The sequence below is a fragment of the Streptomyces sp. NPDC007088 genome, from assembly GCF_042869355.1.
GTDB lineage: Bacteria > Actinomycetota > Actinomycetes > Streptomycetales > Streptomycetaceae > Streptomyces.
This window is the reverse complement of sequence record NZ_JBIAFO010000022.1, coordinates 46,267-59,362: the sequence shown is the minus strand read 5'-3', so window position 1 is coordinate 59,362 and position 13,096 is coordinate 46,267. Positions and strand designations below refer to the sequence as shown.

Annotated in this window: 11 protein-coding genes; 8 read left to right on the top strand and 3 right to left on the bottom strand. The window is 74.6% G+C overall.

The genetic code is table 11. The features are described from left to right. Positions 1-2: 2 nt before the first annotated feature. From ACFYMP_RS27100 to ACFYMP_RS27090, 3 genes are all read right to left on the bottom strand, one after another. Entirely contained in the window at positions 3-1,040 is a 1,038-nt protein-coding gene (locus tag ACFYMP_RS27100; protein ID WP_388862408.1) for a phosphatidylinositol-specific phospholipase C domain-containing protein, read from the bottom strand. A gap of 134 nt (positions 1,041-1,174) precedes the next feature. Beyond that, positions 1,175-2,674 (bottom strand): amidase, encoded by a 1,500-nt coding sequence (locus ACFYMP_RS27095; protein ID WP_388862406.1) that lies wholly within the window; start codon positions 2,672-2,674, stop codon positions 1,175-1,177. Positions 2,675-2,714: 40 nt separating this feature from the next. Beyond that, positions 2,715-4,049 (bottom strand): purine-cytosine permease family protein, encoded by a 1,335-nt coding sequence (locus ACFYMP_RS27090; protein ID WP_388862404.1) that lies wholly within the window; start codon positions 4,047-4,049, stop codon positions 2,715-2,717. 270 nt (positions 4,050-4,319) lie between these two features. Between ACFYMP_RS27090 and ACFYMP_RS27085 the strand changes: the two genes are divergently transcribed. The 8 genes from ACFYMP_RS27085 to ACFYMP_RS27050 all read left to right on the top strand — a co-directional run bounded on the left by ACFYMP_RS27085 (position 4,320) and on the right by ACFYMP_RS27050 (position 13,093). Further along, positions 4,320-5,018 (top strand): GntR family transcriptional regulator, encoded by a 699-nt coding sequence (locus ACFYMP_RS27085; RefSeq protein ID WP_388862402.1) that lies wholly within the window; start codon positions 4,320-4,322, stop codon positions 5,016-5,018. Between the two features lie 170 nt (positions 5,019-5,188). Then, the gene (locus tag ACFYMP_RS27080) at positions 5,189-5,656 is read left to right on the top strand and encodes an RrF2 family transcriptional regulator (protein ID WP_388862401.1); all 468 of its coding nucleotides are present in this window, start codon (positions 5,189-5,191) and stop codon (positions 5,654-5,656) included. Beyond that, on the top strand, positions 5,653-6,630 hold the full coding sequence (locus ACFYMP_RS27075; RefSeq protein ID WP_388862399.1) for a DsbA family protein: 978 nt from the start codon (positions 5,653-5,655) through the stop codon (positions 6,628-6,630). Before ACFYMP_RS27080 ends, ACFYMP_RS27075 begins: the two co-directional genes overlap by 4 nt. 561 nt (positions 6,631-7,191) lie before the next feature. Beyond that, on the top strand, positions 7,192-8,742 hold the full coding sequence (locus ACFYMP_RS27070) for an ABC transporter substrate-binding protein (RefSeq protein WP_388862398.1): 1,551 nt from the start codon (positions 7,192-7,194) through the stop codon (positions 8,740-8,742). Beyond that, positions 8,739-9,812 carry an ABC transporter permease gene (locus ACFYMP_RS27065; RefSeq protein WP_388862396.1) on the top strand — a complete coding sequence of 358 codons (1,074 nt, stop codon included), beginning with the start codon at positions 8,739-8,741 and terminating at the stop codon, positions 9,810-9,812. The genes ACFYMP_RS27070 and ACFYMP_RS27065 overlap by 4 nt, the downstream gene beginning before the upstream one ends. Further along, positions 9,809-10,891 (top strand): ABC transporter permease, encoded by a 1,083-nt coding sequence (locus ACFYMP_RS27060; RefSeq protein ID WP_388862394.1) that lies wholly within the window; start codon positions 9,809-9,811, stop codon positions 10,889-10,891. The genes ACFYMP_RS27065 and ACFYMP_RS27060 overlap by 4 nt, the downstream gene beginning before the upstream one ends. Then, on the top strand, positions 10,878-12,005 hold the full coding sequence (locus ACFYMP_RS27055; protein WP_388862392.1) for an ABC transporter ATP-binding protein: 1,128 nt from the start codon (positions 10,878-10,880) through the stop codon (positions 12,003-12,005). The genes ACFYMP_RS27060 and ACFYMP_RS27055 overlap by 14 nt, the downstream gene beginning before the upstream one ends. Then, positions 12,002-13,093, top strand: a complete 1,092-nt coding sequence (locus ACFYMP_RS27050) for an ABC transporter ATP-binding protein (RefSeq protein WP_388862390.1) — start codon at positions 12,002-12,004, stop codon at positions 13,091-13,093. Before ACFYMP_RS27055 ends, ACFYMP_RS27050 begins: the two co-directional genes overlap by 4 nt. Positions 13,094-13,096 lie beyond the last annotated feature (3 nt).

Below are 13,096 nucleotides of genomic sequence, written 5' to 3'. Positions count from 1 at the left end.
GCTCAACCGCGCGGTACGACCGTCGACAGGACGGCGGGCAGCGGGTACCAGTCGGCGGAGACCACGCTGGCCCCGGCGCGCGCGAGCAGGGCGAGCCGGTCCCTGGCCTGCGCCTCGGTGGGGTGCACCCCGTCGATGGCCGGGGCGACGTTCTGGGCGTCCGTCATGACGAGCAGGTAGTTGCGGTCCACGTACCAGCGCAGGTCGATCGTGCCGTTGGTGTAGGTGGCCGCGTCGCCGTCGAAGAGGACGAACCACGGGCGCAGCGAGGCGTCGGCGTACCGTCCGCGCGGATCGCCGGCCCCGGCCCGGTGCACGGCCGGGAAGGCCGCCGCCTCGTCCAGGCGGCCGGCGGCGGACAGGGTGCGCAGGTGCCGCGCGTACTCCTCGTCCGTCCACAGGGTGTCCAGCGGGTTGCCCTCCTCCACCGTGCCGGGGATCAGTTCGACCACGAACTTCCCCGCGAGCGCCGAACGCGTGGGCCAGCCCCTCTCCCGTACGGCGGTGTCCAGGTCGGGGGAGGTGCCGGCGAGCTGTCCGGGGGTGTAGAGCGCGTCCCCGAGCCGTTCGCGCAGCAGGGCGTCCAGCTCGGCCGGGCCGCGCTGCCTGGTCGCGAGGAAACCGTCCTTCAGCTCCATCTTCAGCAGGACGGGGCGGTGCCCGGGGTGCGCGTCGTGCCAGCTCCTGATGTCCGCGAGGCAGCCCGCGAGACTCTGGTTGCGGGCCTTCGTGCGCAGTTCCGCCGGACCGCGCGCGTTCTCGCAGTTGTTGTCGTTGCCCAGGGGGTTGCCGTGCGAGACCCGCCAGGACGAACCCAGCGCATTGGTCCACACGTCGAGTTCCAGCATTCCGGCACCCGAGTCCAGGGCGTCGGCGAGGTAGGGGTACTTGTCCTTCTCGTAGGCGTTGTGGACGCCGACGCCCGTCGTCGAGGAGTAGGCCTCGGGCTCCGCGCCCGAGGCCGTCCCGCCCGCAGTGATCCACAGCACCGCCGCTGCGAGCACCGCCCCGTACCGTGCCCGTGTGCCTCGCGTCCTCATACGCCACCTCCGCAGAACCGACATGCCCATGCCATGACGTCGATCACGCTAGAGGTGTTCGGTGTCGCGGGGAAGGACGGCCGCTGACGATCAGCCGGCCACCGGTACACGAGCGAGGGCGTTGTGCGGTGCCCTCAACTCCCCGCAGCCGCCGCCGTGATGTGCGCAGGCGGCCGGTGCCGAGCCCAGGGGGCCACCTGTTCGAAGGCGGCCGCGGCGCGCAGGACCGTGGAGTCCGCGAGGTGCCGGCCGACGATCTGGAGGCCGACCGGTCTGCCGTCGGACGTCCACCCGGCCGGGACGCTGACTGCCGGCTGCCCCGTCAGATTCGCGGGAGAGGTGAAGCCGGTCCAGGCGGTCGGGGAGACCTCCCTCCCGTCGATCCGGCCGGGCCCCTCGATGCCCACCGGGAAGGCGGGCACGCAGGTGGTGGGGGACAGCAGCAGGTCGTAACGCCTCATGAAGCGGGCCGACTGGTTGACGAGCCGCTTGCGCGCCATCTCCGCGTCGGTGAACTCCTGCGCGCTCCAGTCCCGTTCGAGCAGCGCGCGCAGATGCGGGGAGATCGCCGCCCCGTGGGCGCGCACCAGTGCGCGCATGCCGGTGAGGTCCGTGTCGGCCATGATCAGCGCGGCGAAGTGGTCCGCGGGGTCCTCCCAGCCGGGGTCGGTCTCCTCCACCTCGCAGCCCAGCTCCCGCGCGAAGACCGCCGCGGCACGGGCCGCCACGCGGCGCACCTCCGGGTCCACGGCGAGGTACCCGAGATCGGCGCTGAAGGCGACACGCAGCCCCGCCACCCCGGTGTCCGCCCCCGCGCGCGCCGCGGCGCGCCAGTCGACGTCGGAGCAGGGGATGGAGTGCCGGTCACGCGGGTCGGGACCGGCCAGGACCGACAGGGCGAGGGCCGCGTCCTCCACGGTGCGGCTGAGCGGGCCGATGTGCTCCAGCGTCTCCCAGCCCGAAACCCCCGGCAGGCGCTCGTCCCGGCACCCCGGGTAGACCGGGACCCTGCCCATCGACGCCTTGAACCCGACGAGTCCGCACAGCGCGGCGGGCACCCGTACGGAACCGCCCCCGTCACTGCCCAGGGCCAGCGGCCCCACGCCCGCGGCCACCGCGGCGGCGCTGCCGGCGCTCGAACCCCCGGGCGTCAGCGCCGGGTTCCAGGGGTTGCGGGTGGTGGGGAAGAGCGGGTTGTGTCCCGTCGCGCTGTAGCCGAACTCGCTCGCGTTGGTCTTGCCGAGCACGATGGCGTCCGCCGCCCGCATCCGCTCGACGACGATGTCGTCCTCCTCGGGGACGAAGTCCCGGTAGACGACCGAGCCCGAGGTGGTGCGCAGTCCGCGCGTCGAGATCAGGTCCTTCACCCCGAAGGGCACCCCGGCGAGCGGCCCCGGGCGGTGCCCCCGCGCGATGCGGCCGGCCAGCTCGCGGGCCGTCGCCACCGCCTGTTCGGCGTCGGGGGTGCAGAAGGCGTGCAGGACCGGATCGGTCCCGGCCATCCGCTCGACCACCGCCTCCACCACCTCGACCGGGGACAGCTCGCGCGCCCCCACCTTGCGGCCCACCTCGGCCGCGGGCAGGGCGCACAGGGCGTCTCGGTCCTCACTGTTCACGTCGTCTCCAGTCGTCATCGGGACAGCGCGCTCCCGGCCGGTCCGGGGCGCTCGGGGCTCAGGCGAGCGGGGCGCCCGCCGAAGCCCGCGCCACACCCGCCTCACGGACGGGCGCCGGGCGGCGGTCGACCGTCACGAGGACCGCCGCCGCCACGATGATGCCCACGACGGCGTCGACCGCGCCCGGGAGCAGGTAGTGGGCGAGCCCCGCCGCCGTCGCCCCGGCCGCCCAGGCCACGAACGCCGAAGTACGGAAACCGGTGGGCACCGCCCGCGCGGACCGCCTGCGGCGTATCTGGTCCACGACGAGGACCGCCCCGATCGGCGGCACGAACACGCCCAGCAGGTTCAGCCAGTCGAGGAAGGCGTCCCACACCCCGGTGAGCGCGGCGAGCAGCCCGAGCAGACCGAGGACGACGGCGAGCGGACGCATCCGGACCCGGGTCAGGGAGGACCACCCCACCGCCGCGTTGTACAGGCAGTGGGTCGCGACCGAGCCGAGGTTGGCGAGGACGAACAGGACCGCGACGCCCGTCAGGAGCGGACCGTGGCCCGTCAGCAGCCCGAGGAACCCGCCGCCGTCCACCGCGGGGTTCACCGCACCGCCGACGGCCACGACGAGACCGCCCACGCCGAAGGCGATGCCGTTGGCGAACGGGAAGGCGCACACCGTCGCGAAGACCGCCGACCTGCCGTCCTTGGCCCAGCGTGTGAAGTCCGCCGTCATCGTGCCCGAGTCGGCGAAGCCCGCGACGACGATGCTCACCGCCGCGCCGAAGGACAGGGCGTGCCCCCCACCCGAGTACGCCAGGGCGGAGCCCACGGAGGTGTCCCCGTCACGCAGGCCGAAGCCGAGCGCGACGACCGCGAGCACCACGAACAGGGGCGCCGCGACCAGGCCGAGCAGGGACAGCGCGCGGATGCCCACGACCGTGACGGCCGTGTACAGCACCCCGCCCACCAGGGCCCCGACCCACGGCGACCAGCCGAGCGTCTGTTGGAGAGTCGTGCCCGTCAGCCCGATCTGGAAGGAGAACCAGCCGATGACCACGGTGGACAGGAAGGCGGCGGCGGGCACCCGGCCGCGCGCGCCGAAGGCCCCGGCCGCCTGAAGGGAGAAGTTCTCCCCGGTGCGGGCGGCCGCGTGACTGAGCACCCCCACATAGGCGAGCAGGACCAGATTGCCCACCAGGATCGCGCCCAGCCCGCGCGGCAGCCCCAGGTTGTAGACGATGACCCCGCCGAACACCGCGTTCCCCAGGTTCATGGGGAAGCCGAACCAGACGGCCGACACCGACAGCAGTCCGCGCCGTGCGACGGCCGGGACCGGAGTGTCCTCGTACTCCTCGGACCGCGCCTGTTCCTTAGCCGGCCCATCGGCGCTCGCTGCCATGCCGCGTCCTCCTTGCTAGGTATACCAAGACGGAAATGGACCGTAGGTTCCCTGTGTTTCGCAGGAAGGCGCCCAGGGTTACGCATGCGATACGCGGCTGTGGCGGGGACTCGCGCGGGAACCCCCCGGCCCGGCTCGCCCCGACGGTGCGGTGGGCGTCCTGCGGTATACCGGACATCGCGCACGGGGGAGCGGGTGGCTCCGGCGGAGCACGTATCCTCGCCGCATACGCAGGGGTGGGCGCCCGAGCCTCCCCGTACGAGGGCAGAAATGGGTGGTGGGGGAGTGGGCGGGACACCCGACGCGTCGCTCGCCGGCCGGGCGCGCGAGGAACTGCGCCGGCGGGTGGTCGACCGGCGTTATCCGCCGGGCACCCGGCTCGTGGAACGCGAGGTCGCCGCGGAACTGCGGATGTCCCGGGTCCCCGTGCGGGAGGCGCTGCGCTCCCTGGCCGCCGACGGCCTCCTCGACACGCTGCCGCGCGGCGGCACCCGGGTGCGCAGTCTCGGCCGCGCCGACATCGTGCACCTCTACGAGGTGTGGGAGCCGCTCGCCGTCCAGGTGTCGCGGCTCGCCGCCCGCAACGTGCGGCGGGACCCGGAGGAATGCGCCTCCGGGCTGGCCTTCCTCACCCGCGCCCTCGACGAGGCGGAGGCGGCGGCCGCGGCCGGCGACGGAGGGAGCGAGGTCGCGGCCAACACGCGCTTCCACGACGGCGTCGTCGCCCTCGCGGGCAACCCGCTGCTCAGCCGCACCATGGAACAGCTGGGCTGGCAACTGCAGTTCGTCTTCGGGCGGCTGCACGATCCGGCCCACATGCGGGCCCAGCACGCCGTGATGTACCGGCACGTCGCGGAGGGCGACGAGACGGCCGCCGCCGCGGCGACCCTCCTCCACGTCCGCGACAGCCGCGGCGCGGCTCTGCGCTCCCTGTTCCCGGCGGCCGCACCGACCCGGCCGGGCGCTTGATCCGGCACGCGGCCGCAGGCCACCGGGTCGGCCCGGCGCCGCGGCGCGCCACCGGGCCGACCCGTGCGGAACCGGTGGGGACGGGCGGCGTGGAGAAGCGGCGGCAATGGATGTCAAGATGTATCCATTCGCGCCGCCGCGAGGCCGGCACCGGGGAGAGGACGGCTTCCATGCAGATCTCGGCCAAGGCGGACTACGCCGTCAGGGCACTGGTGGAGCTCGCCGCCGACGCGGGCAGGCCGATGAACTGCGAGGCCGTCGCCGACGCGCAGGACATCCCCTTCCGGTTCCTCAAGTCCGTCTTCCGCGAACTGCGCCAGGCCGGTCTCGTGCGCAGCCAGCGCGGCTGCGAAGGTGGCTACTGGATCGGGCGCGACCCCGCGGACATCACCGTGGTGGAGGTCATGGCCGCGGTGGACGGGGAGTTCTTCAGCGTGCGCGGTCAGCCGCCGGGCCCGGCCGGCGGCTCCGGTGCCCCCTCCCCGGTAGGGGAGTTGTGGGAGGCGGTCGAGTCCGCGGCACGGGCGGTCGCGGCCCGCACCACCATCGGCGCCCTCGCCGCCGCGGCCGCCCGTGCCCCGCGGGTGCCGGACGCGGCCCGTGCCGGGAGGGCCGCCGCCCCGGTCGTCCCGGCATGAGCGCCCCGCGGCCGGACCCGGAGCCCGGTGCCCGCGAACGAGCGACGGTGCGGGTGACGGAGTTCACCGATCCCGCCTGCCCGTGGGCCTGGGGCACCGAGCCGTCCTGCCGCCTCCTGCGTCAGACGCTCGGCGCGCGCTGCCACTGGCGCCAGGTCTTCGGCATCCTCTTCGACGAGGACGACGACCCGGCGCCCGACCCCGACGCCGAGGCGCGGTGGTACGAGGGCTTCATCCGCGAGGTCACCGTCCACACCGGCGCCCCTCGTCCGCACCGCCTGCACCGGCTCACGCGCTCCAGCTGGCCCGCCTCCCTGGCCGCCAAGGCGGCCTTGAGCCAAGGGGATCGGGTGGCCGGACGGGTCCTGCGGCGGCTGCGCGAGAGCACCTTCGTACTCGGCGCGCCCGCCGACTCGCCCGGTGGCGTGCTCCGTACCGTGAGCGGGGTGCCGGGCCTGGACCCCGAACGGCTCCTGCGCGACCTCGCGTCCCCCGCCGCCCGTGAGGCGGTACGGGCCGACTGGGCGGAGACCCGGGCGCCCCTGCCGGAGGTGCTCGGACTGGAAGGCCCCGGGCCGCACCCGGGGCGGGCCAAGGAGCTGGAGACGGGCCGTCGTTACGCCCTGCCCACCCTGCTCTTCGAGGGGCCGGGCGGCCGGGTCTGTGTACCCGGCTGGCGGCCCCCGGAGGTCTACCTCGACGCCGCGGCGCGGGCCGCGGGCGGGCCCCTCCCGCAACCCGTCACGCTGGCACCCGACGCCGCGCTGGAGCGCTGGCGCACCCTGACGGTGCCCGAACTGCGGCTGCTCACCGGTGCCGTGGCGCCGCCGCCCTCGGGCGTCCGCGTCGACACCGGCAACGGACCGCTGTGGGCCCACCCGGAGGAGGCGCGGCACTGCCTCAGGGACCTGGCCGTCCCCTTCGGCGCCGAACTGGACGACGAATCCGCAGGTGAACGAGGTCTCGGCCAATGAGACACCATAAGGTGTCCATTGACAGGCTCGCGTGCGGCGGTGAGGATACGGGCATGCATTCGATGCACCCCGGCGTGGTCTGCCGCTACGTGGATTTCCTGCGCACCTCCAGCGCGCTCTGTCGCTGACCCGCCGCCGGCGTGACCCCGCGTCGGCCCCCGGCCGCTGGCCCGCCCGGCTCCCCGGCCGGGGGAACGTGGGCCCCGCCCCCGCGCCCTCGCGTTCCGTGACGCCGCGTGGCACCCCCTCTCCCGGCCGGCGCCGTTCGCCCTCCAGCGACACCTGACCGTCCCGACCGGGTGAGCGCCGCGAGGTCCACCGGCCGCCGCATCACCCCGCACCCGCACCCGGCCCCGCCCCGCCGTCGTGGCCGGGCCGGACAGCGCGGGCCGCACCCGACTCCGGTCCGCGCGAACGGCTTTCGCCGGTCCCCGGCCGGGGCGAGCCTCCTCCCCTCCTCTTTGTCCCTCCCCTCTCCGCTTCGCCCGTTCGCCCGGATGCCGTCCCGCAGGGGCGTGCGCGTCCGCGCGCTCCGGCACGGCCGAGAAAGGTGGCGCTTCCATGTCGCTCCTCCGCACCCCCTCCCCACCCGGCGCCCCCGGGCGGCGGGCCTTCCTCGGGCTCTCCCTCGGGGCCGGCGCCGCGCTCGGACTGTCGGCCTGCGGCGGCCAGGCCACCACCGCGCCCGGCGCCGCCGCCACCGCCCTCAAATGGGGCTGGCAACTGCCCACTTCCTGGGACCCGGTCACCTCCTCGGCGGGCTGGGACGTCCACGTCCTCTCCCTCGTCTACGCCGGACTCACCAAGCTGGACGAGAAGGGCGACCCGCGCCCGGCCCTCGCCACCGCCTGGACGTACTCGGCCGACGGAAGAACCGTCACCTTCACGCTCCGGCCGGGGCAGAGGTTCAGCGACGGCACCGCGCTGGACGCGCGGGCGGTGAAGAAGAGCATCGAACGCGGCAGGGACCACCCGAAGTCGCTCGTCGCCTCCCAGCTCACCGGCGTCGAGGACGTCGTCGCCGTGGACACGCACACCCTGCGGCTCCACCTCGCCGCCCCCGACTTCCAGATCCCCGCACTGCTGGCCGGCAAGACGGGGATGATCGTCAACCCGAGGGCCTTCGAGGCCGACGCGGGCGCGCTCGCCACCCGGCCCGCCGGAGCGGGCCCCTACCGGCTCCTGTCCTACGTGCAGAACTCGAAGGCGGTCCTGCGGCGCAACCCCCTCTACTGGGACCGGGCGCACATCCGGGTGCGCGACTTCGAGGTGTACCCGCTGCCCGAACCCTCCACCGTCGTCGCCGCCCTCACCTCCGGGCAGTACAACGTGGCCCAGATCCCCGGCAGTCAGGTCGAGGCGGCCGAGGCGGCCGGACTGAAGGTCCAGGTCATCCCGTCCATGGTGGTCGCCGTGCTCGACGTCCATACCGGCCGGGAACCGTTCACCGATCCGGACGTGGCACTCGCCCTCAAGTACGCCGTCGACCGCGAGGCACTGCTGCGGACCGCCTCCTTCGGGCACGGGGCGGCCACCCGGCAGTTCTTCCCCAAGGGATACGTCGGCCACGACGAAGCGCTGGAGGACCTCTTCCCGCACGACCCCGCGAAGGCCCGCGCCCTCCTGCGGACATCGGGTCACTCGGGCGAGATACGACTGAAACTCAGCACCGCCACACCGCAAGGGGTGCCCGAGGTCCTCCAGGCGCAGTTGGCGAAGGCCGGTTTCCGGGCCACCATCGACACGATCCCCCAGGCCCGCGCCACCGAACTCGTCTACGTCCAGCGCAGCAAAGCGCTCTACGTCGACCAGTTCGCCGGCCGGGACTCCGCCACCCAGGCGTTCCAGGTGCTCTTCGGCGAGCAGGGACTGATGAACCCCGGCCGCACCAGCCCTCCCGAACTCGCCGCCGCACTGCGGGCCGTCAGCCGTACCCCGCTCGACTCGCCCGACTACCCGGCCGTACTGAAGAAGGCGACCGGGGTCGCCGTGCGGACCATGCCGAACGTCTTCCTCTACACCGTGCCGCGCATCCTCGCCCGCAACGCGCAGGTCTCCGAGATCCCCTCGTACACCGTCGTCCAGCGCTTCGAAGGGGTCACCGTCTCATGACCGCCCCCGCCGCCCTGACCCGGACCGTCGTCCCGGACGCTCCACCCCGTACCCGGTCCGTACGCCGACGGCTCGCCGGCGCGCCCGGCTCGCTCGGCCGCCTCCTCGCCGTCAGCGTCACCGTGTTCCTGCTGGCCTCGCTGCTCACCTTCGCGCTCGGCGCGCTGTCCGGGGCGAACCCGGCCGCGGCCGTCCTCGGCGACCAGGCGACGCCTGCCGACATCGCCCGCATGCAGCACCAGTTCGGCCTCGACCGCCCGCTGTACGCCCAGTTCGGCAGCTGGCTCGGCAACGCGCTCACCGGCGACCTCGGGGTCTCCTGGTTCACCGGGATGCCCGTCACCGACAGCGTCAGGCTGGCGCTGCCCGTCGACCTGTCCATCGCCTCCCTCGCGCTGCTGCTCGCCGTCCTGCTCGGCGGCGGGGCCGGCCTCCTCGCCGCCCTGCACAGCGGAAGCCGCCTGGACCGTGCGGTGACCCTCGTCTGCTCGGTCCTGGCCACCCTGCCGCCCTTCCTCATCGGAATCGTGCTGATCGTCGTCTTCGCGGTGAAGTTCGGAGCGCTGCCGACCGGCGGGTACGTGCCCCTGGACCAGAGCCCGGGGGAGTGGCTGCGCTACGCGCTGCTGCCCGCCTTCGCGCTCAGCCTGGACGCCGCCTCGTCCATCGCCCGCCAACTGCGCACCTCCGTCGTCGGGGCGCTGCGCGAGAACTACGTGACCGGTGCCGAGATGCGCGGGTTCACCGCCCGCCGGGTGCTGTTCGGGCACGTCCTGCGCAACGCGGCGGGCCCCGCGCTGTCCGTCCTCGGGCTGAGCGTGCCCGTCGTCCTGGGCGGCGCCGTCGTCACGGAGAAGATCTTCAACCTGCCCGGCATCGCCCAGCTCTCGCTCCAGGGCGCCGAACAGCACGACATCCCCGTCATCCAGGGCACGCTCCTGGTCACCGTCGCCGTCGTGCTCCTCGCCAACATCGCCGTCAACGCCGCGCTCGCCGCCCTCAACCCCGCGGCCCGTCGCCGTCGGGCGGGGCGCGCACCGGCCGCCGAACCCGCGGGAGACGCGTCATGAAGACCCTTCGCGGCACATGGAGCCGGCCGTCCGCGCGCCTGGCCCTCGCCGTCCTCGCGGCGATCGCCCTGCTGGCCGTGGCCGGGACGGCCCTCGCCCCGCACGATCCCCTGGCCCAGCGCCCCGAGGACCTGCTCCAGGGGCCGGGAGCCGGGCACCTCCTCGGCACGGACTACCTGGGCCGGGACGTGCTGAGCAGACTGCTCGCGGGCACCGGCAGGTCGGTCGTGGGCGCCCTGGAGGCCGTCGGCACGGCGATCCTGCTCGGCGTCCTGCCCGGCCTCGCCTCCGTGTGGTTCGGCCGGACCGTCGAGTGGACCGCGCAGCGCGCCGCGGACACCCTCATGACGATGCCGTTCACGGTCTTCGCCATCGCCGTGGTCGGCGCGCTCGGCAACGGCATGCACCAGGCGATGCTCGCTCTCGGCCTGCTCTTCGCGCCCCTGTACTTCCGTGTCACCCGGGCCGCGGCCCTCGGTCTCAAGCAGGCGCAGTACGTCGAGGCGGCCGAACTGATGGGCGCCTCCCGCCGGTGGATTCTGCGCACCCACGTCTGGAGCAAGATCCTGCCCACGCTCGCGGTCACGACGGCCCAGGCCGTGGGCCAGGCCCTCCTCGTCGTCGCCTCCCTCACGTTCCTCGGCCTCGGTGTCCAGCCACCCGCGCCCACCTGGGGCGGCATGCTCGCCGCGGACCTCGGCTACCTCGCGCAACAGCCGTGGGCGCCCCTGCTCCCCGGCGCCGCCATCATGCTCACCGTCGGCGCGCTCAACCTCCTCGCGGACGCGGTCCGGGACGGCGGCACCGCCGACCACCGCGCCCTCGAACGCGGCACCTCACCCTGGCGAAGGGCCCGCCGGACCCCCGCGGCCCCCGGCACCGCCGCCCGGCGGGCGGGGGTGGAGGAACGGGTCCGGCTCGCCGGGCCCGACGGAGCCCGAGCCGCGACCGGGGCCGAGACCACGGCCGGGACCGAGACCACGGCCGGGACCGCAGCCCGCGGAGCCGCTCGGTCCGGAGAGGCCCACGCCTCCCGCCACACGTCCGACAAGGAGGCCGAGCAGCGTGCCACCGCATGACACCACCACCGCCGTCGCCCCACCGCCCACCGACACGGTGCTGACCGTGGACGGCCTCGGCGTCACCGTCTCCGGCGGTCTGCCCGCCGTACGGGACGTGTCCCTCACCGTACGCCGCGGCGAATCCCTCGGGCTGGTCGGCGAGTCCGGCAGCGGAAAGAGCCTGACCTGCCGCTCCGTGCTCGGAGTGCTGCCCGCGGGGTGCGAGGTCGCACGGGGCCGCATCACCCTCGGCGGCCGGCGCCCAAGTCCGGACGAGGAGGGCGCGGACAGCCGGGAGCGGCCCGAGGCCGAACTCACCGCCTTGAGCCGCAAACAGTGGAACGCGGTCCGCGGCAGCCGCATCGGAGCCGTGTTCCAGGACCCCGCCTCCTACCTCAACCCCTCACTCACCGTGGGCCGTCAGCTGGCCGAGCAACTCCGCGTCACACAAGGGCTGTCCAGGAGCGCCGCCCGCGCCCGTTCGGTCGCCCTGTTCGCCGAGGTGGGGCTGCACCGGCCGCACGAGGTGTTCGACCAGTACCCGCACGAGCTCTCCGGTGGAATGCTCCAGCGCGTCCTCATCGCCGTCGCCGTCTCCTGCGCGCCCGAACTGCTCATCGCCGACGAGGCCACCACCGCCCTCGACGTCGTCGTCCAGGCCGAGATCCTGGAACTCCTGCAGCGGCTGCGTTCCGAACACGGCCTCGCCCTGCTGCACGTCACCCACGACCTCGCCATCGTCGCCGAGAGCTGCGACCGGGTGCTGGTCATGTACGCGGGGGAGATCGTCGAGGAGGGCCCCACCCAAGAGGTGCTCGGCGCCCCCGCCCACCCCTACACCGAGGCGCTGCTGCGCGTCGCCTCCCTCGGCACGTGGGGGCGGCGCCAACTGGACGTCATCCCCGGCAGGCCCCCCGAGGCCGGCGCGGAACTGCCCGGCTGCCGCTTCGCCGAACGGTGCCCGGTCGCCGCGCCCCAGTGCTCCGCGGCACCCGTGGCGCTGTTCCCCGCCGGCGAGGGACGCCGGGCCCGCTGCCTGCGCGCCGCCGGCCTGATCGACGACCCCCGCGCGAGCCTCCCGCGGACCGCGGACGAGACCCCGCACGCGACGGAAGGAGCGGACCACGCATGACCACCACAGAAACCGCCCAGACGAGCACCTCCGAGCCGCTGCTGGACATCAGCGACCTGTCGGTCTCCTTCGGCCACCGCGCCACCGCCCTGCGCCGGGCCGGACACACCCGCGTCCTGAGCGGCGTCCGGCTCGCCGTCCGGCCCGGCGAGATCGTCGGCGTCATCGGCGAGACCGGTTCGGGCAAGACCACCCTGGCCCGGACCGCGGTCGGGCTCGTACGCCCCGGGGCCGGCAGCCGCATCGGCTTCGAGGGCCGCGAGCTGACCGCGCTGCGCGGCAGGGAGCTGCGCGACTTCCGGCGCACCGGCCGCGTGCAGTACATGTTCCAGGACCCCATGCGCTCCCAGGACCCGGACCTGACCGTCCGCGGGATCGTGGCCGAACCGCTCGCCGCCGTCGGCGCGCTCACCCGGCAGGAGCGGGCCGACCGCGCCGACGAGGCGCTGACCCTCGTCGGCCTCGACGCGGCGACGCTCGGGCAGCGGACCCCGGGCCGGCTCTCCGGCGGTCAGCGCCAGCGCGTCTCCCTGGCCCGCGCGCTCGTCACCCGGCCGCGTCTGCTCATCAGCGACGAACCGGCCAGCGCGCTCGACGCCTCCAACCGCAACCTCGTCCTCGGCCTGCTCGACCGGCTGCGCCGCGAACTGGGTCTCGCCGTCCTCGTGATCTCCCACGACCTTGGTTCCCTCGCGGGCATCGCCGACCGGATCGCCGTCCTCTACCGAGGCCGCCTCGTCGAACAGGGACCCGCCGCCGAGGTGCTGGACCGGCCGCGTCACCCCTACACCGCCCTGCTCACCGCGTCCGCCCCCAGCGTGGTACGCGAACACCGCCTGCCCCTGGCGCGGTTGCGGCCCGCTCCGGGCGGCGCCCCCTGGCCCGAGGGCCTCGGCTGCGTCTTCGCGCCACGCTGCCGCTTCGCCTCGGCCGAGTGCCGTCGTGAGCCGGCGGCACAGCAGGTCACCGGCCGGCCGGCGGACGCCCCGGCCCCGCTTGTGGCCGGCCCCACCGCCGGCACCGTTGACCGCGGCGGCCACACCGTGGCCTGCCACCACGCCGAGGTGTGGCGCGCCCGCCTCGACTGAGAC